The organism is Streptomyces sp. Root1310, from assembly GCF_001426425.1.
Lineage (GTDB): Bacteria > Actinomycetota > Actinomycetes > Streptomycetales > Streptomycetaceae > Streptomyces.
Genome location: NZ_LMEQ01000023.1, coordinates 90,264 through 116,030 on the forward strand (window position 1 = coordinate 90,264; position 25,767 = coordinate 116,030).

Here is a 25,767-nt window from a genome sequence, read left to right on the forward strand (position 1 = left end):
CATCGACTTCGCAGCGGACGCGCGGCGGACGGTGTGCAGGAGCTCGCCGGGGCGGAGGTGATGGCCGACGGCGCACTGAGCCCCCGACGCACCGCCGTGCACGGGGGCTCAGGAGCGCGCCGCCTTCCCGTATCCCTCGCGCAGGCGGCCGCTCGTACGGGCCTCGTTCCCGAGCCCCGCACCCAGGTAATCCGGAACTGCTCAACGGCCGGATTGGTGATCCTCGCCAACCGAACCTCCAGGGCATGGCGATCCCGCGACCGCCCCCGCCCACCACCCGGTTGGCGGCCCCCGGCGGATCCCCTTGCCCTAGCGCTGCCGCCCCACCGCGGACGGCGAAACCCCGCCTCGCCTCCGGTTCCCGGCTCCCGGCTCCCCACGGGGAGACCACGCGGACTGCCCGGGCGCAGCTGGTGCGGACCGCGGGCGCCCCTCGTAGGCTCGAAGTGCTCGGGGCCTGTCGCGGAGGTCTGCCATGCCCCGAACCATCTGGTCCGGCGCCATCTCGTTCGGCCTGGTCACCGTGCCCTGCCGCGTGCAGTCCGCCACCGAGAGCCACTCGATCCAGTTCCACCAGTACCACCTGGAGGACATGGGCCGAATCCGTACCCGCAAGATCTGCGAGCTCGAGGACCGCGAGGTGTCGAACACCGAGATCGGCAAGGGCTACGAGTACGCCAAGGACCAGGTCGTCGCCATCAGCGACGAGGAACTGCGCGACCTGCCGCTGCCGACAGCGAAGGCGATCGAGATCGACGCCTTCGTCGCCGCGGACGACATCGACCCGATCCGGATCGGCGAGGGCTACTACCTCTCCCCCGACGGCCAGGTCGCGGCCAAGCCCTACAAGCTGCTCCGCGAGGCCCTGGCCCGCTCGTCGAAGGTGGCCATCGCCAAATACGCGTGGTCCGGGCGCGAGCGGCTCGGCATGCTCCGGGTCCGCGGCGACGCGATCGTCCTGCACGCGATGCACTGGCCCGACGAGATCCGCGACCCCTCCGAGCTCCTCCCCGAACCGGTGGACGTCTCCGAGCAGGAGATCGAGGGCGCGCTCGCCCTGATGGAGTCGATGTCCCGCGACGACCTCGAAGGCGACGACTTCAAGGACACGTACACCGAGGCCATGGAGAAGATCATCGAAGCCAAGCGGGAGGAGAAGCCGCTGCCCGAGATGCCCGAGCCGGAGAAGCCGGGCCGGGTCCTCGACCTGATGGCCGCGCTCGAGGAATCGGTGTCCAAGGCGAAGGCCTCCCGCGGCGAGGACGCCGACGTCCACGAGCTGCCGAAGAAGAAGACGGCCGCGAAGAAGACCGCGGCCAAGAAGACGGCGGGGAAGAAGCAGCCGGCCAAGAAGACCGCCGCAGCCAAGAAGACGACCGGACACGGACGACGGCCGCGCAGCGCCTGACCCCGCCCCTCCCCGCCGCGTCCCGCCTCTTCCCGCCTCTTCCCGCCATCGTGCACGGCGTCCTACCGCCCTCGCCGACAGCCAGCAGGCAGCAGGCAGCAGCCGACTGCCGCGGTCGGCAGTCGGACATGATCTCGGCATGCGCCACGGACCCGACGGCATAGGCACGGTGCCGTACGAGCGGGACGGGGGCACGCAAGCACTCCCGCGTGGCCGTTCCCGCGTGCGGGCGGTCCAGCCGGGGCAGGGCCGGTACCGCTGCTACACCCAGCCCCGTTGGGAAGCCCGCATCCCCAGCTGGAATCTGCTCGCCGCGCCCAGCCGCTCCTGCAGCTCGCTCACCCGCCGCCGCAGGGTCCGCAGACTCACGCCCAGATGGCGAGCCACCGTCTCGTCCTTCATTCCGGCCGCCAGCAGCCGGATCAACGTCCTCTCGCTCTCGGAGAGTCCACCGTCGTCGGCCGCCTGACCCAGCGGCGCAGCCTGCCGCCAGGCCAGTTCGAAGAGCTTCTGCAGGGCCTCGGTCACCGCCGAGTGCCACACCACGACGGCACAGTAGCCGCCGGCCGCGGAGGCGGTCAGCGGCAGCAGCGCCCGGCATCCGTCGACCACCAGCAGCTTGAGCGGCACGGACGGCAACACCCTTGCCTGTTCGCCGAGTTCGACCATCCTGTAGGCGCGGGACAGGACCTTCGGATCCTCCAGGCGGTCGCCGAGTGGGTGCCGTGACCGTGGCCGTCCTGCACCGCCTGGTCCGGCACGAAGCTCGTCGACGCGGCGATCTTCCCGGCGAGATCCGGATGACCGGCGTCCACGCCCGTGTCCAGGACGGCCACCTTGACGCCGTTGCCGTCGTAGCCCGACTTCCACACCTCCGGCGCGCCGATCTGCGGCACGCTGACGTCGAGGGACGCCTCGACCGATCCCCTCGCCGAGCTGCCGTGCGGCCTTCGTGGTCGGTTCGGTGCCGAGGGCGGGGGCGATGTCCGTCCAGAAGGCGGTCGACTTCTTCGCGCTGAGCGAGGCGCCGCCGATCGCGGGCAGCCTGAGTATGCGGCGAGCGCCGTCGGGGGTGGCGTCGCCCTTCGTGTACGTCGCGATCACCGGGGTGTCGCCGGTCTTCGCGTCGGCGTACCCCTGCTTCACCAGCCGGGTGACGTTGAAGAGGGCCGGGTCGAGACGGCCCGCGTTCACGAGCGGGATCGCGTCCGACGGCAGGACACTGACCTCGCCGTCCTTCTCGCCGGACAGGAAGGTGGCGGTCTCGCGGCCCTTGCCGCGCCGGACGTCGACGGCGTACCTGCCGTCCGGGCCGGCGCTGAGGGACACGGTGTCACCGGTGATGAGGGTGACGGTCTGCGTACTCGTCGCACCGGTGCCGGTACCGGTACCGCTCCGCACGGGCGTGGATTCCGGTGCGGTGACCTGCGATCCGGAACCGGCCGCGGCGGGCGTGATCGCGCCCGCGAGCAGTCCGGCCGCTCCTGCCACGGCCCAGAAGGCGTGGTGTCTTCGCATGGGTGGCATCCTCCCCTGAACACTGACGACACTTCCGGCCTGGTGAGCGGAAGCCAGTCATCAGAGTGGGCGCTGCGCGGAAAGCGGCTCAAGGGAATCCTGTGGCCGAGGAGTGCCAATGCCTGCTTCGGCCAAGGTAATTGGCGGTCCGCGTAGACGCAGACCCTGCCGTCCCACTCGCGCGGGAAGCGCTGCGGCCGCTTCTGCCGGTGAGCAGGGGCCGTTGCGGCCGATGGCGGGATCACCGGCAGGGGAATCGACGGGATCCTGCACGGGCTGGGGACGGCGTGCGGTGGCGGGTCCTCCAGGGAAGTACGGCCCCTGGAAGACCCTTTGTGAACGCCACCGCCCGGGCCGGCCGACGGCGCCTGGGAGCGTCTGCCGCAGCAGGTCGTCGTGCGGGCGCGTTGCACCACCGGCGCAGTCGCTACGCTGTCGGCCGGTGGTCGCCGGGAACGCTCGCGTCGGCGTATGGACGGTCCCGCGTCGCCTCTTGTGTCACCTGCGCCAGAAGAGGTGGTGCGTCACACCGCTCGGGCTGGGCACGACCTCCATGTGGAACCGGTCCAGCAGCTGGTCGGGCGAGTCCCACAGGCGTAGCCCGGATCCGAGTTTCACCGGCGCGACGGCCACATGGAGGGTGTCGACGAGGTCGGCGTCGAGGAACTGCCGGACGGTGCTCACGCCGCCGCCGAGCCGGACGTCCATGCCCTGGGCGGCTTGTCGCGCCTGCGCGAGGACGGTGGCGGGGTCGCCGTCCACGAAGTGGAATGTGGTGTCACCGAGCGTGAAGGACGGACGCTTGTGGTGGGTCAGGACGAACACCGGCGTGTGGAAGGGCGGCTCGTCACCCCACCAGCCGCGCCATTCGTGGTCGTGCCAGGGGCCGCGCTGGGGTCCGAACTTGTTGCGGCCCATGATCTCGGCGCCGATATGGTGGCTGAAGTCCCGGGTGAAGTAGTCGTCCAGGCCCCGGCTTCCTCCGGGCTCGGTGCGGTTGGGCCAGCTCGCCGTGGCGCCGGCCCAGGCGAAGAGTTTTCCCGGATCGATGTGATGGCCGAAAGGCCGCTCCAGGCTCTGGTCCTCGCCGGCGGCGACACCATCGCTGGAGATCGTGAAGTTCTGCACTCGCAGCAGCTGATCCATGAGTTCCCTCATCAGGTCCTGTCGCATCCCCATAGGGCGATGCGTCCTCCATCAGGATGTCGAACGGGACGGGGAGGGATCGACAAGCGCCACCCACGTTTTTCCACGGCGTGTCCCGCACGACCGTTGACTGGGTCGCCGGCCCGAGCGCGCCGCCTTCCGTACCCCTTCCCCCGCGCAGGCGGCCGCTTTGGCGGACCTCGTCCCCGAGCCCCGCACCCAGGTGATCCGGAACTGCTCGACGGCCGGATCGGGGTGATCCTCACCAACCGCGCCATCCGGCAGCCGCCCACCACCCGGTCGGCGGACCCCCGGTGGCCCCGTGGGGTGGGTGCTGCCGTCCTGGCGGTGGTTGCCGAGCGAAGGCCCCGGATCCGCAAGGGCCTTAACGAGCGAACACCCTGCGTGGTTTCACCCGCTGTGTATCAAACACCCCTAGCCTGTAACGCTGAGTGAGAATCTGTTCGGTGTTCGTGCCCGTCGCGAGGGAGCCGCATCGTCATGCCCATGTTGCTGATCAAGGGTTCGTACCACCTCATCGGAGGCCGGTCGGATGGAGACACCATTCACTTCATGCCGGACAAGAAGGAGGAGTGGAACCTCGTCCCCGGCCCCCACAAGGTCGAGCACAACGGAGCAGGCAAGGCCAAGCTGCGGCTGGACGCCATCGACACGCTGGAGACCCACTACACGCGCAACGGCAACCCCGAGGTGCACCAGCCGTGGCTCCACGGCCGTGCCGCCCGCAACGAGCTCACGAACTGGCTCGGCTTCACCACCGTAGAGCGCTCGGAGGACGAGACCGTCACCGCGGCCACTCCCACGACCCGGCCCGGCTGGATCCTCACCCGCGGTGCGGCCCGCGACAAGCGCTGCATCGCCCTCGTCGGCAAGGGCACGCCCCCGGGCACCAGCGGCACGCAGATCCACGTCGACGAGGCGCTGCTGCGCACCACGTTCAATCACCACGCGCTCGCGGAGGGCCTGGCCTACCCGACGTACTACACGAACCTCTTCCCCGACCTGCGCGACGAGTTGACCGCCGCGGTGCGCCTGGCGCAGGAGGCCGTACCCAGGAAGGGCCTGTGGAAGGACGACGACACGCTGGACGGCGCGACCGTCACCGGCATCGACTCCCTCCAGGACGACGTCGTGATCCTGCCCAAGCTGTTCCGGCGACTGGTGGACTACCTGTACCTGGGCGACCCGGACGCCCCGGACCTGACCGGTTTCCCGGCCTTCCTCGACCAGGCCGCGGACGAGTTCTGGATCATCTCCACCAGCCACCCCACCACAGGCCTCAACGAAGTCGTCGACGTCATCGACAGCAAGGTGCGGATGACCCGTCCGCCCGAGGACCTCGTCTTCATCGAGAACTGAGAGGCCTGCCACGACCCACGCTGCGTCAGCCCGTCCGCTCGCGGACGCGACCCGGGGAGGTGCCGGCGACGGCAGGCGGGATCAGGGCCTGTTGCGAAAGTGCTGGTCGCGGCTTGTCCGGGCACGCATGGGCAGCGTCACTTGTCAGTGGTGTGGTGCATGATCGGCGCGTCGGTTCATCTACGGGGCTGGGGGCGGCTGTGCCGATCACGAACGAGCAGGTAGCGGGGCGGACGTTTCTGCGGCCGTTGTACGCGGACTCGTACTTCCCCGATCACGTCGTCGACCAGGGCAAGGCGATTCTGCTGCGGCTGTGCGAGCGGATCGAGGCCGAGCAGCCGTCGGATCTGGCGGCCTTGTACGTGCTCACACAGGCCGCGACTGAGGAGTTCAACCTGCTGGAGGCGGAGTTCGAGGCGGCAGGGAGCGAGATCGAGACGGTGGCGCGCGAGGAGATCGCCGAGGACTTCTGGTTCGTCGCGTCGGCCTACGGGTTCGCGGACGCGGACGTGGAGGAGCTGATCGCCACCCGCGATTGGTGAGCAACGGCCCGACTGCCGTTCGCAGCCACGCGTTCAGGACTGCGGCCAGTGCGGCCGCCTCGTGTCCGACGAGGCGAGCCTGCCGTATCGCTGGACTCGGCGACGGTCGCCGCCGGCGGATGAGGCCACGGGAGTTCGGTTCGACGTTCCCATCGGACTACGGGCGGCGCGGACCAACGAAGCCTTTAGTGAATGGGATACACCCAAGTGGCGTACCGCTGCGTCCGGAGTGACGATGGAAACTGACCCTCAGACATACCGGAAGGGAATAAGGAAATGGCGGTTCTTGATGTTGGCTGGCTGACCATCGGCCCCAATGGCTCCGGCAGTTGGTTCAACCACGGCTACACAGCCCAGGACTCGGTGCACTACAGCATCGTGGTTTACGGAGTCGGAGGCTTCCCCACTCCTCTGGGGAAAGCGACGCTCTCGCAGGGCGAGGCATACGAACATGTCGATGGCACAAAAGCCTACAAGGTGTACGTGCAGAACAATGCAGCATTCAACTCTGTCAATGTTCACATCCTCGCCCAGGTCGAGTCCCTCTGAGGATTTCTGACCGGCTGAAAGGCGCGAAGCGACATGGCAACTGTGCGGGTTTCAATCGTCCACGACGACACGGGGAGAATCGTGTCGGTTTCACGCCCCACAGAGGGCGCGAACGTCATTGTGCAGAGCGGGGAAGGGCAGTCCGTGCTCGAAACGGAGGTCGACGAAGAGGGCATCAACGACCTGGTCGCCGGGAATCACCTGGTCGATGCCGAGAACAAGAGGATCGTCGAGAACACTCCGTGACGCACGGATGCCCGGGCCCGATCGAAGGAGAAGGGGCCGGAACATCCTTGTGGTCACTGCGCCGAACGGGAACCGTCGATGAGTGACCGTCAGACGGGGTGGAGATCAACCCGCGGCCTGCGGGTCGCCGTCGACGGCCCACGGCGCGGCGACGGCGGCGGGACGTACGTGCGCGTCGGTGGCCGTGGTCGGCGCCCTGGTCGTGTCCCTTGCCCCAGCCGCCGCCGGGCCGCACCCATCCAGCGCCTTCAGGGCTGATCGAGTTGCGGTCAGCCGTTGCCGACGGGTATCCGCACCGTGAAGGTCGTCGAGCCGGGGGCGCTGTCGAGGGCGACACCGCCGCCGTGGGCCTCCGCCACCGCCGCCACGATCGACAGGCCGAGGCCGGTGCCGGTGCCGGTGCCGTTCTCCACGCCCTCCGCGCGGCGGCGGTCCCCGTGGGTGAAGCGCTCGAAGACCCTGGGGCGGACGTCGGCGGCGACGCCGGGGCCGTCGTCGTGGACCTTGAGCACCGCCGTGCCGTCCTCGGTCTCCAGCGAGATCGTGATCGTGCTGCCGACGGGTGTGTGCAGGCGGGCGTTGGCCAGCAGGTTGGCCAGCACCTGATGGAGCCGGTGGGCGTCACCCGTCACCGTCACCGGTTCCTCGGACAGCTCCAGCGTCCAGCGGTGTCCGGGGCCCGCGGCCTGCGCGTCCGTGACGGCGTCCAGGACGAGGCGGGTCAGGTCGACGGGAAGGCGCTCCAGGGGACGGCCCGCGTCGAGGCGGGCCAGCAGCAGCAGGTCGTCGACCATCTCACCCATGCGGGCCGCTTCCGCCTCGATGCGTTCCAGGGCCCGCGCCACCTTCGGCGGCACCGGTCCGGGGTGCAGCAGCGCCAGTTCCGCGTGCCCCCGGATCGACGCGACGGGCGTACGCAGCTCATGGCTGGCGTCGGCGGCGAAACTGCGCAGCCGCTCCTCGCTCGCCTGCCGTTTGGTCAGCGCGTCCTCGACGTGACCGAGCATCGTGTTGAAGGCGTCGGCGACCCGTCCGACCTCGCTGCGCGGGTCGGCCTCGGGCGCGCGCGGCCAGAGCCCCACCTCGCCGCTGGAGAGCGGCAGCCGGCTGACCTTCGTGGCGGTCGCGGCCACTCTGCTGAGCGGTCGCAGCGACCAGCGCACCCACACCGCTCCCGCGAAGCCGGCCAGGGCCAGCGCGGCGCCGAAGACGACCGCGGCGACGAGTTCCAGCCGGTGGACGGTGGCCTCGACGGGTTCCGTGGGCAGTCCGGTGATCAGGACATCGCCGTCCCTGCCCCGGACCGCCATCACGCGGTAGTCGTCGAGCGCGGAGAGTTCGACGGTGTGTCCTCTGCCGTCGGCCGGGACCGCGGCGAGCGTCCTGCGGTCCGCGGCGCCCAGCGTGACGTCCAGCGCGCCCGTGCCCGCGCCGGGGCCGGAGCCGACCACCGCGGCGTTCGTGACCGTGTCGCCGACGAGCCGGGCGCCGAAGGTGCCGACGGTCTGCCTGCGGGTGTCGCCGTCCCCGTCCTTGTCGCCGCCCCCGTCCTGGTCGCCGTCGTGATCGGACGGCAGCGTCCCGCCGTGCTCCAGGCTCGCCGGGAAACGTTCGCCCGCGTCGTGCAGCTGCTGGTCGAGGCGGCCGGTGAGGAAGCCGTTCAGCTCCACCACCGCGGCCACCCCGACGGCCGCGCAGCTGACCGCGAGCAGCACCACGAGGCCGGCGGTGAGCCTGGCCCGCAAGGTGTGCGGCCGGGGCAGCCGGGCCGCCCATCGCCCCGCCGCGCGCCGGAGAGGACGTCGTGCGGGGCGCTGTCGCAGCCCCGCCGTCGCTCTCCCCAGCGCCCTCACCGGGCCACCGGCTTGAGCACGTATCCGGCGCCCCGCACCGTGTGGATCATGGGCGGGCGCCCCGCGTCCACCTTCTTGCGCAGGTAGGAGATGTACAGCTCGACCACATGGGCCTGCCCGCCGAAGTCGTAGGACCACACGCGGTCGAGGATCTGCGCCTTGCTGAGGACGCGCCGCGGGTTGCGCATGAGGAAGCGCAGCAGCTCGAACTCCGTCGGGGAGAGCTCGACGAGTTCGCCGCCGCGGGTGACCTCGCGGGCCTCCTCGTCCATGACCAGGTCGCCGACGGTCAGCCGCGGTCCGTCCGCCAGCTGCCGGGCCATGCCGGCCCGGCGCAGCAGTCCGCGCAGGCGGGCGACGACCTCCTCCAGGCTGAAGGGCTTCGTCACGTAGTCGTCGCCGCCCGCCGTGATGCCCGCGATGCGGTCCTCGACCGCGTCCCTGGCGGTCAGGAAGAGCACACAGACGTCGGGCCGCACGGCGCGCAGCGAGCGCAGCACGGCGAAGCCGTCGGTGTCCGGGAGCATGACGTCGAGGACGATGGCGTCGGGCAGCAGCTCGCGTGCCGCGGCGACGGCCGAGACGCCGTCACCGGCGGTGCGCACCTCCCAGCCGTCGTAGCGCAGGGCGCCGGAGAGCACCTCGGCGAGGTCGGGGTCGTCGTCGACGACGAGGACCCGGAGCGGGGCACCGTCGGTCCGGGTCAGCACGGGGCGGCCGGAGCCGCGGGGGCGGGGAGTGTTCATCTCAGCTACCAGGATGCGGTCTCTGCGTGACGGGGGCTGCCTTCTCGACCTCTGAGTTCCCTATGAGTGCGCCGTGCGCCTCTCGGCGCCGGTCGCCTCGGCGGCCCTTCCCACCTGCGGCGGGACCGCCCCCGGCCACCGGGCGCTGAGAGCCGGCTCAGAGGTTGCGGCGGCACAGTGTCGTCCCGGACGGCCGAGGAACGGGGGTCGTACGGACGGCGAAGGGACATGCGGATGACGACGGCCTACGCGCGACGAAGGGTGGCCCCGGCGCCTCCCGCCCCACGGCGCTCCCCCGTCGGACCGGTGCTCGCCCTGCTGTGGGGCGGCGCCGTCGCCGTGATCGCCCTGTGGTGGCTCGACACCGGGTCGGTCGTGGGCGCCGCGGGCTGGCTGACGGGGGCCGGGCGAATCGCGGGACTGCTGTGCGGGTACGCCTGTGCCGTCCTCGTCGGGCTGATGGCCCGCGTCCCGCTCCTGGAACGGCGCATCGGGACGGACCGGGTGACGCGCTGGCACGCCATGGCGGGCCGCTACACGATCTGCCTGCTCGTCGCGCACGTCGTGCTGATCCTGCTCGGGTACGCCGCCCAGGACGGTTCGTCGTTCGTGGACGAGACGCTCACGGTGGTCCTGGACTATCCGGAGATGCTCAAGGCCACCGCCGGCACGGTCATCCTGTTCGCGGTCGGGATCACCTCGGCCCGCGCGGTGCGCCACCGGGTCAGCCACGAGTTCTGGTTCTACACGCACCTGCTGACGTACGCCGCGGTCTTCCTCGCCTTCGGCCACCAGCTCGCCCTGGGGTCCGACCTCGTCGGCAGCCGGCCCGCGCAGGCCGCCTGGTACACGCTGTACCTCGGGGTCGCGGCCCTGGTGGTGTGGTTCCGGATCCTCGCTCCGGTACGGCTCAACCTGCGTCACCGGCTGCGGGTCGACTCCGTGCACCGGGAGGCGCCGGGCGTGTACTCCGTCGTCGTCCGCGGCCGGCGGCTGGACGAGATGGGCGCGCGGCCGGGGCAGTTCCTGCGCTGGCGGTTCCTCACCGACGGCATGCGCTGGACGTCCACGCCGTACTCCCTGTCGGCGCCGCCGCGCCCCGACCTGCTGCGCATCACCGTGAAGGCGCTCGGCGACCACAGTGCCGCCGTCGGCCTGCTGCGGCCGGGTACCCGCGTGTGGGCGGAGGGGCCGTACGGGGCGCTGACCGCGGACCGGCAGAGCGCGCACAAGTCCCTGCTCGTCGCGGGCGGCGTCGGCATCACCCCGCTGCGGGCCCTGTTCGAGACGCTGCCGGGCGACGTCACCCTCCTCTACCGTGCCCGCACGGCCGAGGACCTGGCGCTGGGCGCCGAGCTGGAGACCGTCGCGCGGTGGCGCGGGGCGAAGGTGCTGTACGCGCTGAACGGCCCGCACGGACGACGGCCGGACCTCACGGCCGAGACCCTGCGCGCGGAGGTACCCGACCTGGACGCCCACGACGTGTACCTGTGCGGCCCGCACGGGTTCGCGCGGGACCTTTACGAGGCACTGCGCGCCGCGGGGGTACCGGACCACCGCATCCACCACGAGTCCTTCGAGCTGTGAGGCCGTCTTGCACACGTTGAAGAAGAACCGTCCGCTGCGCCGCATCGTGCTGGCGAGCGCCGCGACCGTCTCCGGGATGGTGCTGCTGCTGTCGCTGAAGCCGCACACGACGCCGGCCGTCGCGGGACTGGCGTCCTCCCCCGCGCCCTCCAGCAGTTCGAGCGCGTCGAGCGGAACGAGCGGGTCGAGCGGAACGAGCGGGTCGAGCGGAACGAGCGGGTCGAGCGGATCCGCGGCCACGGGAACCCGGACCCTCACCGGGGACTCCGTCCAGACCCGCTGGGGCCCCGTCCAGGTCCGCGTCACGCTCAAGGACGGCAGGCTCACCGACGTCACCGCGGTCACCTACCCCCAGGAGAACCCAAGGGACCAGCAGATCAACGCGTACGCCATCCCGCAGCTGACCAGGGAGGCGCTGACGGCCCAGAGCGCCGACATCGACACCGTCTCCGGAGCCACGTACACCAGCGACGGCTACCGCGAGTCGCTCCAGTCTGCACTGGACGCCGCCGCCGGCTGACGCCCGCCCGTGCCCGGCAGCCCGTGCCTCCGGCCCGCCCCGTGGCCTACGCCTTGCACGCCGGCACCCGCCACACCAGCGCGGTGCCGCCGCCCGCGGGCTCCGCCAGTTCCAGTCGGCCGCCCAGCTGCTCGGCGCGCTCCGCCATGTTGCGCAGTCCGCTGCGGCGGCCGTCGGCGGGGATGCCCACCCCGTTGTCCGTGACCGACAGCCGGATCTCCCGTCCGTCCGTGGCCAGGAGTACGTCGGCGCGGTCCGCGTGGGCGTGCCGGGCGATGTTGGTCAGGGCCTCGGAGAGCACCGCCACGACGTGATCGGCGATCTCCTTGGGCACGTCGGTGTCCAGCAGGCCTTCCATCCGGACGCTGGGGGCGAAGCCCAGCACCGGCGCCGCCTCCCCGACCACCCGTACGGCACGCGCGCGCAGGCCGGCTTCCCCCGCGCCCTCGCGGGTACGCAGGCCGAAGATCGTCGACCTGATGATCTTGATCGTCTCGTCCAGGTCGTCGACCGCGCGCACCACGCGCTCGGCGGCCTCCTCGTGCTCGATGAAGCGGCCGGCGCTCTGGAGCGTCATGCCGGTGGCGAAGAGCCGCTGGATGGCCAGGTCGTGCAGATCACGAGCGATCCGGTCACGGTCCATGAGCACCGCGACCGCCGCCGCGTCCTGGCGGCGTTCCGCCAGCTCCATCGCGACCGCGGCCTGCGCGGCGAAACTCTGCAGCGTCTCGGTCTCCGTCACCGTGAACCCCGGCCGACCGGCTTCGCGCGCCAGCAGCACGACGCCTCGCGCGCCCGCCTCGCCCGTGCCGATGGGCATGGCGACAGCGGGGCCGAGTCCCCCGAATCGCGGCGGTTCCCGCGAGATGCGCTCGTCATGGGCGACGTCCTCGCTGGTGACGGGGGCCTCGCCGGCGAAGGCCAGCCCCATCAGGCTCCTGTCCATCGGCAGCACGAGTCCCCGGTGCGCCTCGGAGTCCACCCCGACGGCGATCTCCACGGCAAGTGACGCGGTGTCCTTCATGGGCAGCGCGACCGCCGCCAGGGCGGATCCGGTGATCTCACCGGCCCGCTCGGCGATCAGGGCGAGGACCTCGGCCCGGTCGCTCCCGGACATCAGGCTGTGGGTGATCTCGGCGTTCGCCCGCAGCCAGCGTTCCCGCAGCCGGGACTCCTCGTACAGACGCGCGTTGTCGATGGCGACGCCGGCCGCCACCGCCAGCGTGAGGGTGACCGAGACGTCCTCCTCGTCGAACTGCCCCCCGCCCCGCTTCTCGGTCAGGTACAGGTTGCCGAAGACCTGGTCGCGCACCCGGATCGGGACGCCGAGGAAGGTGTTCATCGGCGGGTGGTGCGCCGGGAAGCCGTACGAGGCCGGGTGGTCGGAGATCTTCGCCAGCCGCAGCGGCTCGGGGTGCCGGATCAGCTCCCCCAGGATCCCGTGGCCCTCCGGGTACGGGCCGATGGCGGCGATCTGCTCCTCGCTCACCCCGACCGTGTGGAAGGCCGAAAGACGCCTGCCGTCCGGGCCGATCACGCCCAGCGCCGCGTACTCCGCGTCGACCAGCACCGCGGCCGCCTCCACGATCCGGTGCAGGGCCTGCTCCAGATCCAGCTCCCGGCCGACCGACATCACCGCCTCCAGCAGGCTGTGCACCCGGTCTCGCGTGCCACGGGCCGCGTCCAGCCGTGCCTGCAGTTCCTCCAGCAGCTCGTCCAGCCGCAGCTGAGGCAGCCGTACGCGAGCCTCCTCGGGGCTTCCCACCGGTAGTCCTCCAGGTCCCCTCGCCGCACGGACACCCACCGGCCCGGTCATGGCTCACGGTAGTGGTCGGCACGGGCGCGCGGTAGTAGATCCAGACGCGCGCGCCCGGGACTCCGCTTCGGGGTCTCCCCGACCGGTCGGTGGTCCCGGCCCGGACCGGGCGTCGTCGCACGGCTCGTGCCGCGCCGGGCCGTCCGGGGCACGGCCGTGCCCGGGGGCGACACCGCCTGGGCCGACCGGCCCGGTGGAGGGGACCGACGGCACCTGCCGTCCCCGGTCCCGGCGGCCGGACGCTGGTGAGGTATCCAGCCAGCCGCCCGACCGAGGAGACCGGTGTCATGGCGCGTTACGTGTACGACTTCGCAGAGGGCGGCCGTGACCTGGCCGACCTGCTCGGCGGCAAGGGCGCGAACCTGGCCGAGATGACCCGGCTGGGCCTGCCCGTGCCCCCCGGCTTCACCGTGACCACCGAGGCCTGCCGGGCCTTCCTGGCCACCGGTGCCGAGCCGGAGACCCTGGCCCGCGAGATCTCCGAGCACCTCGGCGCGCTGGAGCGGTCCGCGGGCCGGCGGCTCGGTCAGGCCGACGACCCGCTGCTGCTGTCCGTCCGCTCCGGGGCCCGCTTCTCCATGCCCGGCATGATGGAGACGATCCTCGACATCGGCCTGAACGACGAGTCCGTGCTCGGCCTGGCGAAGGTCTCCGGGAACGAACGCTTCGCCTGGGACTCCTACCGCCGCCTGGTGCAGATGTTCGCCAGCACCGTCATGGGTGTCGACGGCTCTCTGTTCGAGGACGCCATGGCCGCGCTCAAGCGGTCCCGGGGGGCGACGAACGACCTGGGGCTCAGCGCGGCGGACCTGGCCGGGCTCGTCGGCACGTACCAGGACCTGATCCGGCGGGAGACCGGCGAGGACTTCCCCCGGTCCCCGGCGGAGCAGCTGCGTCGGGCGGTTCTCGCCGTCTTCGAGTCCTGGAACGGCGAGCGCGCCCGGCTGTACCGCCGCCGCGAGCACATTGCCGACGACCTGGGCACCGCGGTCAACGTGCAGACCATGGTCTTCGGCAATCTCGGGTCCGACTCGGGAAGCGGCGTCGCCTTCACCCGCGACCCGGCCACCGGGCGCCCCGGCCTGTATGGCGACTACCTGGCGAACGCGCAGGGCGAGGACGTCGTCGCCGGGATCCGCAACACCGTGCCGCTGACCGCGCTGGAGGATCTGGACCCGGTCTCCTACGGCCAACTGCGCGCTCACATGGAGGTCTTGGAGAGGCACTACCGGGATCTGTGCGACATCGAGTTCACCATCGAGCGGGGCCGGCTGTGGATGCTCCAGACCCGCGTCGGCAAGCGCACCGCGGAGGCCGCGTTCGCCATCGCGGCCGAACTCGTCGACGAGAAGCTGATCACCGCCGACGAGGGCCTGGCCCGGGTGGACGGGGACGGCCTCGCGCGGCTGATGTTCCCGCGGTTCGACACCTCCGCCGTCGGCGAGGCGCTCGCGCACGGACTGCCCGCCTCACCGGGCGCGGCCGTGGGCGCGGCGGTGTTCGACTCGGCCGAAGCGGTCCGCCGGGCGGGCGCGGGCGAGAAGGTCGTCCTGGTGCGTCAGGAGACCACCCCGGACGACCTGCCGGGCATGATCGCCGCGCAGGCGGTGCTGACCAGCCGGGGCGGGAAGACCAGCCACGCGGCCGTGGTCGCCCGGGGCATGGGCACGGTGTGCGTGTGCGGTGCGGAGGAGATCACCGTGGACACCGCCGCGCGTCGCTTCACCGTGGGCGACACCGTCGTCGACGAGGGCACGGTCGTGTCCGTCGACGGCTCGGGAGGAGCCGTCTATCTGGGCGCGGCGCCGCTCGTCGACTCCGCGGTGATGCGCTACTTCGAGCGGGGCGAACGGTCGGCCGGGCTGGTCGAGGCCGTGGCCCGCGCGATGGAACGGGCCGACGGGGCCAGGCGGCTGGAGGTGCGGGCGAACGCCGACACCCCCGAGGACGCGGCCCGCGCCCGGCGGTTCGGCGCACAGGGCGTCGGTCTGTGCCGCACCGAGCACATGTTCCTCGGCGAGCGCCGCAAGCTGGTCGAGGCGATGATCCTGGCCCGCGACGAGACCGAGCGCGAGAAGGCCCTGGACGCGCTGCTGCCGCTCCAGCGCCGGGACTTCGTCGGCATCCTGGAGGCGATGGACGGTCTGCCGGTCACGATCCGGCTCATCGACCCGCCCCTGCACGAGTTCCTCCCGGACCGGACCGACCTCGCCGTCCGCCTCGCCACCGCCGAGGCCCGGGGCGCGGTGCCCGACCCGCACGACACCGAACTGCTCGACGCCGTCGGCCGTATGCACGAGGAGAACCCCATGCTCGGCCTGCGCGGGGTGCGGCTGGGCCTGGTGGTCCCGGGACTGGTCGCCATGCAGGTGCGGGCGATCGCCGAGGCGGTCGTGGCACGGACGAGGGCCGGGGGCTCCCCCCGGGCGGAGATCATGGTGCCGCTGGTCGGCGCCGTCGAGGAGTTGCGCATCGAACGCGAGGAGGTGGAGCGCGTCCTCGCCGAGGTCTCCGAGGAGTCCGGCGTGCCCGTGCACTGCCCGGTCGGCACCATGATCGAGCTGCCCCGGGCCGCGCTCACGGCCGGCTGGATCGCCGAGGAGGCGGAGTTCTTCTCCTTCGGCACCAACGACCTCACCCAGACGACCTGGGGCTTCTCCCGCGACGACGTCGAGGCGGCGTTCTTCTCCGCCTATCTCGACAAGGGCATCTTCGCCGCCTCCCCCTTCGAGACCCTCGACCGCGACGGGGTGGGTCGGCTGGTCCGCATCGCGGTCGACGAGGGCCGCGCCGCCCGCCCCGACCTGAAGATCGGCGTGTGCGGCGAGCACGGCGGCGACCCCGGATCCGTCCACTTCTTCCACGCGGCGGGACTGGACTACGTCTCCTGCTCGCCGTTCCGGGTCCCGGTCGCCCGGCTGGAGGCCGGACGCGCCGCGCTGTCCGGGACGGGAACGAGCGACAGCAGGTGAGCGGAGAGCGAGGGAGGTGGCCGGCATGGCCCGCATCGTCGGTGAGGTGATGACCCAGGACGTCGTCGAGGCACACCGGGAGACGCCGTTCAAGGACGTCGTACGGCTGCTGGACCGGCATCGGATCGGCGGACTGCCCGTCGTGGACGACGACGACAAGGTCGTCGGAGTGATCTCGCAGACCGATCTGATCAGGCGTCAGGCGGCCGGGCCCCCGGCCGCCCGGGCTCGGCGGTTCCGGCTGCCGCCGCTCGGCCGCTCCGCCCGTCGCGCCGACTCGGCAGGCACCGGGGGCGCCGTCACGGCACAGGAGCTGATGTCGACGCCCGCGGTCACCGTGCATCCGGAACAGCGCGTCGCGGATGCCGCGCGGGTGATGGAGCGGCACGGCGTCGAACGGCTCCCGGTCGTGGACGAGGAGGACCGGCTGATCGGCATCGCCACCCGGCGCGATCTGCTGCGGGTCTTCCTGCGCACGGACGACGAGATCCGCCGGGAGGTCCGTGACGAGGTGCTGGCCCGTGCCGTGGGCCGGCCGGTCCACGGCGCGTCCGTCAGGGTCCGGGACGGCATGGTCACCCTGGAGGGCGACCTGGACAGCGGCGACGACATTCCGCTCGCGATCCGGCTGACGTACCGGGTGGACGGTGTGGTGGGCGTCGTCAACAGGCTGACCGTCCGCCCCGGTTCAGGGCCGGTCGGCCCCAGGGAGGGACCGACGGGACCTGGGGCGGGACCCGTCTGACGAGAGACGCTCCGGGTGGAGGCGGCACCGGTCCCGAGTGCCGCTCCCGCCCCGGGCCGCCACCCCGTGCGGCGCCCCAACGACGACGGAGGCTCGCCCCCATGACCCGCCACCACGACCGCACCTCGGCCGCCGACCCCGCCGCCGCGCCGTCCGACATCGCCATCGCGGTGGACCGCCTGGTGACGAACGGGCTCAAGGCGCTGGCCGACTACGAAGCGCTCGATCAGGAGCAGGTCGACCACATCGTGAAGAAGGCCTCGGTCGCCGCCCTGGACCAGCACACCGAACTCGCGCGGCTCGCCGTGGAGGAGACCGGGCGCGGCGTCTTCGAGGACAAGGCCGCCAAGAACATGTTCGCCTGCGAGTACGTCACGCACAGCATGGGCCCGCTGAAGACCGTCGGCGTCATCGCCCGCGACGACCTGGAGGACCTGACCGAGGTGGCCGAGCCGGTCGGCGTGGTGTGCGCGATCACACCCGTCACCAACCCGACCTCCACCACGATCTTCAAGGCGCTGATGGCGCTGAAGACCCGTAACCCGGTCGTGTTCGCCTTCCACCCCTCCGCCCAGCGGTGCAGCGCGCAGGCGGCCCGCATCGTGCGGGACGCGGCGGTCGCCGCCGGGGCGCCGGAGCACTGTGTGCAGTGGATCGAGACGCCGTCCGTCGAGGCGACGGGCACCCTGATGCGCCACCCGGGCGTGGCGCTGATCCTCGCCACCGGCGGCAACGCCATGGTCAAGGCGGCCTACTCGGCGGGCAAGCCCGCGCTGGGGGTGGGCGCCGGCAACGTCCCCGCCTACGTCCACCGCAGCGCGGACGTGCGCCGGGCCGTCAACGACCTGGTGCTGTCCAAGTCGTTCGACAACGGCATGATCTGCGCCTCCGAACAGGCGGTCATCCTGGACACGGAGATCCACGACGCGGTCCTCGCCGAGTTCCGGGCCCTGCACGCCCATGTGGCCACCGCGGAGGAGAAGGCGAAGCTGGAGACCTTCCTGTTCCCCGTCGGCGCCGCGGGCGCGGGGTGCGAGCCCAAGGTCAACGCCGCGGCCGTCGGGCGGAGCCCGGCGTGGATCGCCGAACAGGCGGGTTTCAGCGTGCCCGCCGACACCTCCGTCATCCTGGTCGAGGTGGCCGGGGTCGGCCCCGACGAGCCGCTCACCCGCGAGAAGCTCTGCCCGGTCCTCGCCGTCCTGCGGGCCGACTCCGCACAGCGGGGGTTCGACCTGGCCGCCGACATGGTCGCCTTCCACGGCCAGGGGCACACCGCCGTCATCCACACCCGGGACCTCGCACTGGCCGAGTCGTACGGACAGCGCATGAAGACCGTGCGGATCATCGTCAACGCACCGTCCTCGCAGGGCGCGATCGGCGGCATCTACAACAGCCTGCTGCCGTCGCTGACGCTGGGCTGCGGCTCCTGGGGCAGCACGTCGGTGTCCAACAACGTGTCCGCGGCCCAGCTGCTGAACGTCAAGCGCGTCTCGGTGCGGCGCAACAACCTCCAGTGGTTCAAGGTGCCGCCGAAGATCTACTTCGAGCCGCAGTCCATCCGCTACCTCGCCTCGATGCCGGACGTCCACCGGGTCACCGTCGTCACCGACGCGACGATGACCCGCCTCGGACTCGTCGACCGGGTCGAGCGCGTGCTGCGGCGCCGCCGCGAGCCCGTCACCGTCCAGGTCATCGACAACGTCGAGCCCGAGCCGAGCATCGACTCCGTGCGGCGCGGCGCCCGCCTCATGGGTGACTTCCGCCCGGACACGATCATCGCCCTCGGCGGCGGGTCGCCCATGGACGCCGCCAAGGTGATGTGGCTGCTGTACGAGCAGCAGGCCGAGGGCAAGGACGTCGACTTCGCCGACATGCGGCACAAGTTCTCCGACATCCGCAAGCGCGCCTTCCGCTTCCCCGTCCTGGGCAGGTTCGCCCGGCTGGTGTGCATCCCCACCACGTCCGGCACCGGCGCCGAGGTCACTCCGTTCGCCGTCATCTCGGACCCGGCCACCGGCAAGAAGTACCCGCTGGCCGACTACGCGCTCACTCCGAGCGTGGCCATCATCGACCCGCTCCTCACCACCGCGCTGCCCCGGGCGCTGGCCGCCGACAGCGGCTTCGACGCCCTCACGCACGCCATCGAGGCGTATGTGTCCGTCTACGCCAACGACTTCACCGACGGCCTCGCCCTGCACGCGATCCGGCTGATCTTCGACAACATCGAGGCGGCGGTCAACGACCGCGCGGCCCGGCCGGACGCCCAGGAGAAGATGCACAACGCCGGCACCATCGCGGGCATGGCCTTCGGCAACGCCTTCCTCGGCATCGTCCACGCCATGTCCCACACCCTGGGCGCCACCTTCCACCTCGCGCACGGCCGTACCAACGCCGTGCTGCTGCCGCACGTCATCCGCTACAACGGCACGGCCCCCACGAAGCTCACCGGCTGGCCGAAGTACGAGAGCTACCGCGCCCCCGAACGCTTCCAGGACATCGCCCGCACCCTCGGCCTGCCCGCCGCCACCCCGGCCGAGGGCGTCGAGTCACTCGCCTCGGCGGTGGAACGGCTCCGGGACACCTTGGGCATCGAGCCCACGTTCCGGGCCTTGGGCGTCGACGAGCGTGCCTTCCTCGACGCTCTGCCCCGACAGGCCCTCAACGCCTACGAGGACCAGTGCGCGCCCGCCAACCCGCGGATGCCGATGCTCGACGACATGCGGGAGCTCATGCGGACCGCCTACTACGGCCGTGGCACGCAGACCGGCGGCACCGCTCCGGCCGACACGGCCTGACCGCGAGTCCGCCTCTCCCTTCCTTTCTCCCAGTTACCCGCTCCTCCCAGGAGGTTCCATGCTGTCCGCGGAGTCCGCCGCCCTCGTACGGGCCACCCTGCCCGCCGTGGCCGGAGCGCTCGACGAGATCACCGCCCGCTTCTACGCCACGATGTTCCACGACCGGCCGGAACTGCTCGACGGGATGTTCAACCGGGGCAACCAGGCGAGCGGCGCCCAGCGCCGGGCCCTCGCCGGTTCGATCGCCGGATTCGCCTCCGCGCTGCTGGAGAATCCCACCGCGCGGCCGGACGCGCTGCTGTCGCGCATCGCCCACAAGCACGCGGCCGTCGGCGTCACCGACGACCAGTACACGATCGTGCACAAGTACCTGTTCGGCGCGATCGCCGAGGTCCTCGGCGACGCGGTCACCCCGGAGGTGGCGGCCGCCTGGGACGAGGTGTACTGGCTGATGGCCGGCGCCCTGATCAGCCGGGAGGCCCTCCTCTACCAGGACGCGGGCGTGCAGCCCGGCGGGATCTGGCGGCCCTGGACGGTCGTCGAGCGCCGTACCGAGACACCCGACGTGGTGTCCTTCGTGCTCCGCCCGGCGGACGGCGAACCGGCTCCGCGAGCCCGCGCAGGACAGTACGTGAGCGTCCGCGTGCAACTGCCCGACGGGGTGCACCAACTGCGCCAGTACAGCCTGTCCTGCGCACCGGGCGGGGGACTGCGCCGGATCACCGTGAAGCGGGTCACCGGCGACGCCGGCGGGCCGGACGGCGAGGTCTCCACCCTGTTGCACGAGAGCGTCGGCGAGGGGGACGAACTGCTGCTGTCGGCGCCGTTCGGCGACGTGTTCCTCGATGACCGGGCGGACTCGGCCGCCCCGCTCGCCCTGGTCTCGGCGGGCATCGGCTGCACCCCCATGATCGCCGTGCTGGCCCACCTCGCCGCCCTCGGCTCGACCCGCCCGGTGCTCGTCCTGCACGCCGACCGCTCCCCCGGCGAGCACGCCCTGCGCGCCGACACGCACGACCTCGCCGGACAACTGCCGGGTGCGCGCACCGTCTTCTGGTACGAGCGCCCCGGGCCGGAGGAACCCGACGCCCGTACGGGCCCGATGGAGCTGAGCGACATCGAACTCCCCGACGGCGTCGTCGTGTTCCTGTGCGGCCCGCTGCCGTTCATGCGGGTGGCACGCGACCGGCTGCTCCGTGCCGGCGTTCCCGCCCGCCGTATCCGCTACGAGGTCTTTGGCCCCGACCTGTGGCTCCCCGACGCCGCCGCGTGCAGCGCGCCGCGTCCCTGACATCCCCCGAGGAAGGACCGCACATGACCAGCGACCACACCGAGGCGACCCCCGGGGTCCTGCTGCGCTCGGACGGCGCCGTGGACGACGAGACCCTGGCCTACGCCCGTACGAAGATCGACGCCGTCGTCGGCAGGCCGGGACTGCCGGCCGTCACCGGCGAGGTGCACCTCGAGCGGGCGGCCACCCCTCACGCGGGCCGTCCCTGGTCGGCCGCGGCCGACCTTCGCATCGCCGGACGTCAGGTGGTGGCGACGGCCGAGGAGGCCACGGGCACGGAGGTCGTCGACCGGCTCCAGGACCGGTTGCGCCGCCAGGCGGACAAGGCGGCCGCCCGCGTCCGGGACGACGTGGACCGGACGACGGCCCCGCCATGGCGCGGCGGAGACGCGCGGTCGGCTCCCGAGACGGGCCCCGGCAGCGCGGCACAGGGCTCCGGCGCCACATGACGCGGCGGTGGTGGCCCGGTCGGCCATGGTCGGCCGACCGGGCCGCCGGCCGCAGGGCCCCGGTCCTGGGGCCGACCGGACCGGTGAGGTGACCAACGGCCCACCGGAAGTGACCAACGGCCCACGGACGCGACACGCAACCGCGGGACACGGTGTACGCACGGCTCCCGAACGGCCGTGCGAGGAAGAGGAGTTGTGTGATGGCGAGGGCATATCTGGTGGGCGGCGGGATCGCGGCACTGGCCGCGGCGACGTTCCTGATCCGCGACGGCGGCTTCCGGGGGTCCGACATCCACCTCTTCGAGGAACAGCGGACCCTCGGCGGCAGTCTGGACGCGGGCGGCACCCCGGACACCGGCTACACCATGCGCGGTGGACGCATGTTCGAGGCCGAGTTCCACTGCACCTACGACCTGCTGTCCGGCATTCCCACCCTCGACGACCCCTCCGTCTCCGTGACCGAGGAAATCCTGGCCGGCCACGAGGAGTTCGCCTGGGACGACATCGCCCGCCTCGTCGACGGCGACGGCAAGATCGTCGACACGACGTCGATGGGATTCTCCGAACGCGACCGGCTGGAGCTGGTCCGCTGCCTGGCCACTCCGGAAGGACACCTGGACGGCAAGCGGATCACCGACTGCTTCGGTGAGCACTTCTTCACCACCGGATTCTGGTTCATGTGGTGCACCACGTTCGCCTTCCAACCCTGGCACAGCGCGATGGAGTTCCGCCGCTACCTCAGGCGCTTCGTCCACCTGTTCTCCGGGTTCGCCTCCATGTCGGGCATCCACCGGACCCGCTACAACCAGTACGACTCCATCGTCCGGCCCCTGACCGCCTGGCTCCACGAACGCGGCGTGACCGTGCACACCGGCTGCCGGGTCACCGACCTCGGCTTCACCCCGGGCATCGGGAGCGGCACGGTCGAGACCCTCTACCTGAGCCGGCACGGCCACGACGAGAAGGTCACCGTCGCCCCCGACGACCTGGTCCTCGTCACCAACGGCTCCATGACCGATGCCTCCAGCCTCGGTTCACACACCTCCGCGCCGCCGCCCGCGCCCCGGCGTTCGGACGCCTGGCTGCTGTGGCACCGACTGGCCCGCGGCCGTGCCGACTTCGGCGACCCGGGAGTCTTCGACAAGCGCGTCAAGGAGTCGCGCTGGGAGTCGTTCACGGTCACCACCAGGGACCCCGCCTTCCTCCGGGCGCTCGAGGAGTTCAGCGGCCGTCCGACCGGCAAGGGCGGCCTGATGACCTTCACCGCCTCCAACTGGCTGCTCACCATCGTCGCCAACCGCCAGCCCGTCTACCGCGACCAGCCCGAGGACGTCGGGGTCTGGTGGGGATACGGTCTGTTTCCCGGCCGCGCCGGCAACAGCACACCAAAGCCGATGACCATGTGCACCGGCCGCGAGATCCTCGAAGAGGTCCTGCACCACCTCCCGTTCGACGAGAGGACGGCGGCCCGGATCCTGGCCACCTCCACCGTCGTGCCCTGCGTGATGCCGTACATCACCAGCCAGTTCCTGGCGCGCCGCCGCGGCGACCGGCCCCGGGTGGTCCCGGAGGGGTCGGTCAACCTCGCCTTCATCGGGCAGTTCGCCGAGGTGCCCGACGACGTCGTCTTCACCGTCGAGTACTCCGTACGCACCGCCTGGACGGCGGTGGCGCAGCTCCTGAAGCTCGACAGGCAGCCGCCCGCCGTCTACAAGGGCCACCACGATCCCCACGTGCTGGCCGACGCTCTGGAGACCATGCACCGCCGGTAGGTCACCGGACGCACGCCGGTGGGTCGCCGGACGCACGAGGGCCGTCCGGCCCATGGTGAGGGGACCATCGGCATCTGTGGGACCGGCGTGGCGCGCGAGACAGTGGATGCAGGAGCGGCACCGATCCCCCGCGGTGTCGCTCCGTCTCACGCGGGGCCGGTCCATCGGCACGACCAAGGGATGCAACGGCGCACGCGTGGCGGCGGGAGACGGAGAAAGCGTGAGCGACCCGAGGACACGGAAAACGGCCATGGCAGGCGACGACCCTTCGAGCGGCTCGGAGGCCCACAGGACTGTCGAGTTGGACGGCGTCGAGGCGCTGCGGCTCCTGGGCAGCGTGTCCCTGGGGCGGATCGTGTTCACCCGGCACGCGTTGCCGACCGTTCGCCCGGTCAACCACGCCCTGGTCGACGGCGACATCGTCATCCGCACCCACGGGGACGCCACACTGACCCGGTACACCCGGCAGAACGAGGGGACGGGGGCCGTCGTGGCGTACGAGGCCGACGACATCGACCCCCGGACCCATCTCGGCTGGAGCGTCGTCGTCACAGGCTACGCACGGCTGGTCACCGACCCGCGGGAGCTGGCCCGCTACCGGGCCCTGCTGCGTCCGTGGGTCTCCCAGACGATGGATCACGCCGTCCTGATCAGCCCCGATCTCGTCACCGGGATCCGCCTCACGGCAGGCGGTCCCCCGTGACGTCCCCCGTGACCGGCGGCCCCCGTCGGTCTCAGGACGCCCGGCGGTGCATGGCCGAAGACGGATGCCGCCGGCCTCCCGCCCCGAGCGGGCGGCGACCGGGGCCGGTCACCCATGGGGGACGACGATCACCGGGCAGTGCGCCCGGCGAAGCAGCGTGTGGGCAACCGGGCCCAGGCGTGGGCCGAGCCTGCCCGTGCGCCGGCGTGCGCCGATCACGACGACTGCCGCCTCCCGTGTCCCCGCCAGCAGTTCGTCCGCGGCAGCGGCACGGACCGTGCGGGTCTCCACCGTGACGCCGGGATGCCGGTCCGCGGGCCCGGCGAGCACGAAGCGGGGTACGGCCTCCTCGGCGGCGGCCTCGCGGGCCGGCACGAGGGAGGGCGGCTCGGGGGTGATGTGGCGACGGCCCCGGAACTGCAGGACGCGGAGCCTCGCACCGCGACGCTCGGCCTCCTGAAAGGCGTACGCCACGGCCCGGTCGTCCTTGTCCTCCGTGGTGTCCGTGTCGTCCGTGTCGTCCGCCAGGCCGAGCAGCACGTCCCGTCCGTCGTCACAGGGGTGGTCCCCGCGGACGACGAGGAGCGGTCCTCGCGCGAGCGCGGCCAGCCTCAGACTCACCGAACCGAGAGCCGGGCCGGCCAACGCGCCCAGGCCGCGGGTACCCACGACGGTGAGGTCCGCGTCCGCGCTCTCGCGCGCCAGCGCACGCACCGTGCCGCCCTCCGCCGCGACGGTCTCCACGGGCAGCCGCGGATACCGCGCGCGGACGCGTGAGGCGGCGTAGCCCAGGACCGGTGCCGCCTCGTCACGGTCGGGGACCGCGTACAGCACGCGCAGGGTGCCGCCGTGCCGCACGGCCTCGGCCGCGGCCCAGTCCAACGCCCTTACGGATATCAGGGATCCGTCCACTCCGACGACTGTGCGATGCGGGGTCATGGCCGTATGCGTCCCTTCTTCGAGTGACCGTCCGACGGAGGCGGCGCTCGACGGACGCGCCGCCCTCCTCGCACGATGCTCCTCGTGCGCCGGCACCCCGGACATGAGCCGGGAGAACCCGGGGAAACGCCGAACGACCCTTGCGGAAAGGGCCGTTCGGTCCGGGACGGGACAACGCAGGGCAGGGCAAGGCAAGGCAGGGCAAGGCAAGGCAGGGCAGGGCAGGGCAGGGCAGGGCAGTCGGAGCTCAGGTAGGAAAGTGCACGCCGTACAGGGAGCGTCCGCCGACGAGTTCGCGTCCGGTGACCAGCTCCGGGTCGATGCGCACGAAGACCTCCCGCGGCGCCGGCGCCCAGGAACGCGGTCCGGTCCGCAGCAGCCGTGTGTGCTCGGCGGGGTCGGTCACGACCGTGGCCGTTCCCATCACGACGACGCTCCAGCCGGAGTGGGTGGCGGCGTCGACCTCGTCGGCCTCGAAGGCGACCAGGGCACCGAGGATCGCGCCCACCAGTTCCGAGGAGGCCGACGTGCGCACCAGCACCGCGCCGTCGCCGTCCAGCGAGAAGTTGACCGGCAGCACGGCGGGCAACGCCTGCCGCGTGTACACGATGCGCCCCACCGGCACGGTGGCCAACAGGCGCAGGCACTCCTGTCGGTGGAGTTCGCGGAATCCGTCGTTGGCGTCCATCTGCCTTCTCGTCTCTCACCTGGCATCGCGGTAGTGACACTGCCCATCGTCACGAGGCGCGGTCGGCCTCGGCCAGGGACCATCGGTCCCCGGCTTCCTGAG

23 protein-coding genes are annotated in these 25,767 nt (G+C 71.9%); 15 read left to right on the top strand and 8 right to left on the bottom strand.

The annotated features are described in order from the left end of the window. Positions 1 to 475: 475 nt before the first annotated feature. Entirely contained in the window at positions 476 to 1,408 is a 933-nt protein-coding gene (locus ASD48_RS24570; RefSeq protein WP_057603882.1) for a Ku protein, read from the top strand. 261 nt (positions 1,409 to 1,669) lie between these two features. Here the strand turns inward: ASD48_RS24570 and ASD48_RS46035 are convergent, their stop codons facing one another. Further along, the gene (locus tag ASD48_RS46035) at positions 1,670 to 2,077 is read right to left on the bottom strand and encodes a helix-turn-helix transcriptional regulator (protein WP_282438289.1); all 408 of its coding nucleotides are present in this window, start codon (positions 2,075 to 2,077) and stop codon (positions 1,670 to 1,672) included. Next, complete coding sequence (locus tag ASD48_RS46040) at positions 1,987 to 2,304, bottom strand: S8 family serine peptidase (protein ID WP_348983229.1); 318 nt, start codon at positions 2,302 to 2,304, stop codon at positions 1,987 to 1,989. The genes ASD48_RS46035 and ASD48_RS46040 overlap by 91 nt, the downstream gene beginning before the upstream one ends. A gap of 86 nt (positions 2,305 to 2,390) precedes the next feature. Here ASD48_RS46040 and ASD48_RS45545 point away from each other — a divergent pair, with 86 nt between their 5' ends. Further along, a complete protein-coding gene (locus ASD48_RS45545) occupies positions 2,391 to 2,945 on the top strand; it encodes a hypothetical protein (protein ID WP_242432723.1) in 555 nt (184 codons plus the stop codon). A 479-nt stretch (positions 2,946 to 3,424) separates the two neighbouring features. On the opposite strand, the gene ASD48_RS24580 is transcribed toward ASD48_RS45545, so the two are convergent. Further along, a complete protein-coding gene (locus ASD48_RS24580) occupies positions 3,425 to 4,072 on the bottom strand; it encodes a dihydrofolate reductase family protein (protein WP_057604334.1) in 648 nt (215 codons plus the stop codon). Between the two features lie 573 nt (positions 4,073 to 4,645). Between ASD48_RS24580 and ASD48_RS24585 the strand changes: the two genes are divergently transcribed. The 4 genes from ASD48_RS24585 to ASD48_RS44410 all read left to right on the top strand — a co-directional run bounded on the left by ASD48_RS24585 (position 4,646) and on the right by ASD48_RS44410 (position 6,789). Beyond that, positions 4,646 to 5,452 (top strand): nuclease, encoded by an 807-nt coding sequence (locus ASD48_RS24585; protein ID WP_348983230.1) that lies wholly within the window; start codon positions 4,646 to 4,648, stop codon positions 5,450 to 5,452. 200 nt (positions 5,453 to 5,652) lie between these two features. Beyond that, the gene (locus ASD48_RS24590; protein WP_057603884.1) at positions 5,653 to 5,994 is read left to right on the top strand and encodes a DUF5713 family protein; all 342 of its coding nucleotides are present in this window, start codon (positions 5,653 to 5,655) and stop codon (positions 5,992 to 5,994) included. A 276-nt stretch (positions 5,995 to 6,270) separates the two neighbouring features. Continuing rightward, on the top strand, positions 6,271 to 6,543 hold the full coding sequence (locus ASD48_RS24595) for a hypothetical protein (protein WP_057603885.1): 273 nt from the start codon (positions 6,271 to 6,273) through the stop codon (positions 6,541 to 6,543). Positions 6,544 to 6,576: 33 nt separating this feature from the next. Beyond that, on the top strand, positions 6,577 to 6,789 hold the full coding sequence (locus tag ASD48_RS44410; RefSeq protein WP_157880697.1) for a hypothetical protein: 213 nt from the start codon (positions 6,577 to 6,579) through the stop codon (positions 6,787 to 6,789). Between the two features lie 269 nt (positions 6,790 to 7,058). On the opposite strand, the gene ASD48_RS24600 is transcribed toward ASD48_RS44410, so the two are convergent. Both ASD48_RS24600 and ASD48_RS24605 read right to left on the bottom strand, forming a co-directional pair. Next, positions 7,059 to 8,507, bottom strand: a complete 1,449-nt coding sequence (locus tag ASD48_RS24600) for a HAMP domain-containing sensor histidine kinase (RefSeq protein WP_242432724.1) — start codon at positions 8,505 to 8,507, stop codon at positions 7,059 to 7,061. 131 nt (positions 8,508 to 8,638) lie between these two features. Continuing rightward, complete coding sequence (locus ASD48_RS24605) at positions 8,639 to 9,388, bottom strand: response regulator transcription factor (protein ID WP_057603886.1); 750 nt, start codon at positions 9,386 to 9,388, stop codon at positions 8,639 to 8,641. A 234-nt stretch (positions 9,389 to 9,622) separates the two neighbouring features. Between ASD48_RS24605 and ASD48_RS24610 the strand changes: the two genes are divergently transcribed. Next, positions 9,623 to 10,975, top strand: a complete 1,353-nt coding sequence (locus tag ASD48_RS24610) for a ferric reductase-like transmembrane domain-containing protein (protein WP_057604336.1) — start codon at positions 9,623 to 9,625, stop codon at positions 10,973 to 10,975. Positions 10,976 to 10,982: 7 nt separating this feature from the next. Beyond that, entirely contained in the window at positions 10,983 to 11,495 is a 513-nt protein-coding gene (locus ASD48_RS24615) for an FMN-binding protein (protein WP_057603887.1), read from the top strand. A gap of 46 nt (positions 11,496 to 11,541) precedes the next feature. On the opposite strand, the gene ASD48_RS24620 is transcribed toward ASD48_RS24615, so the two are convergent. After that, on the bottom strand, positions 11,542 to 13,260 hold the full coding sequence (locus tag ASD48_RS24620; protein ID WP_057603888.1) for a GAF domain-containing sensor histidine kinase: 1,719 nt from the start codon (positions 13,258 to 13,260) through the stop codon (positions 11,542 to 11,544). A 338-nt stretch (positions 13,261 to 13,598) separates the two neighbouring features. Between ASD48_RS24620 and ppdK the strand changes: the two genes are divergently transcribed. The 7 genes from ppdK (at position 13,599) to ASD48_RS24655 (ending at position 24,038) form a co-directional block, all read left to right on the top strand. Further along, a complete protein-coding gene (gene ppdK, locus ASD48_RS24625) occupies positions 13,599 to 16,283 on the top strand; it encodes a pyruvate, phosphate dikinase (protein WP_057603889.1) in 2,685 nt (894 codons plus the stop codon). 25 nt (positions 16,284 to 16,308) lie between these two features. Then, positions 16,309 to 17,028, top strand: a complete 720-nt coding sequence (locus ASD48_RS24630) for a CBS domain-containing protein (RefSeq protein WP_057604337.1) — start codon at positions 16,309 to 16,311, stop codon at positions 17,026 to 17,028. Positions 17,029 to 17,129: 101 nt separating this feature from the next. Further along, positions 17,130 to 19,823 carry a bifunctional acetaldehyde-CoA/alcohol dehydrogenase gene (gene adhE, locus ASD48_RS24635; protein ID WP_057603890.1) on the top strand — a complete coding sequence of 898 codons (2,694 nt, stop codon included), beginning with the start codon at positions 17,130 to 17,132 and terminating at the stop codon, positions 19,821 to 19,823. A gap of 58 nt (positions 19,824 to 19,881) precedes the next feature. Then, positions 19,882 to 21,114 (top strand): globin domain-containing protein, encoded by a 1,233-nt coding sequence (locus ASD48_RS24640; RefSeq protein WP_057603891.1) that lies wholly within the window; start codon positions 19,882 to 19,884, stop codon positions 21,112 to 21,114. 23 nt (positions 21,115 to 21,137) lie between these two features. After that, positions 21,138 to 21,563: a hypothetical protein gene (locus ASD48_RS24645; RefSeq protein WP_063887497.1), complete on the top strand. Its 426-nt coding sequence runs from the start codon at positions 21,138 to 21,140 to the stop codon at positions 21,561 to 21,563. A 200-nt stretch (positions 21,564 to 21,763) separates the two neighbouring features. Continuing rightward, positions 21,764 to 23,335: an oleate hydratase gene (locus tag ASD48_RS24650; protein ID WP_057603892.1), complete on the top strand. Its 1,572-nt coding sequence runs from the start codon at positions 21,764 to 21,766 to the stop codon at positions 23,333 to 23,335. A gap of 250 nt (positions 23,336 to 23,585) precedes the next feature. Beyond that, positions 23,586 to 24,038 (top strand): pyridoxamine 5'-phosphate oxidase family protein, encoded by a 453-nt coding sequence (locus ASD48_RS24655; RefSeq protein WP_057603893.1) that lies wholly within the window; start codon positions 23,586 to 23,588, stop codon positions 24,036 to 24,038. A 108-nt stretch (positions 24,039 to 24,146) separates the two neighbouring features. Here ASD48_RS24655 and ASD48_RS24660 read toward each other — a convergent pair whose 3' ends face one another. After that, positions 24,147 to 24,977 carry a universal stress protein gene (locus tag ASD48_RS24660; protein WP_057603894.1) on the bottom strand — a complete coding sequence of 277 codons (831 nt, stop codon included), beginning with the start codon at positions 24,975 to 24,977 and terminating at the stop codon, positions 24,147 to 24,149. 247 nt (positions 24,978 to 25,224) lie between these two features. Beyond that, entirely contained in the window at positions 25,225 to 25,665 is a 441-nt protein-coding gene (locus ASD48_RS24665; protein ID WP_057603895.1) for a pyridoxamine 5'-phosphate oxidase family protein, read from the bottom strand. Between the last annotated feature and the right edge of the window lie 102 nt (positions 25,666 to 25,767).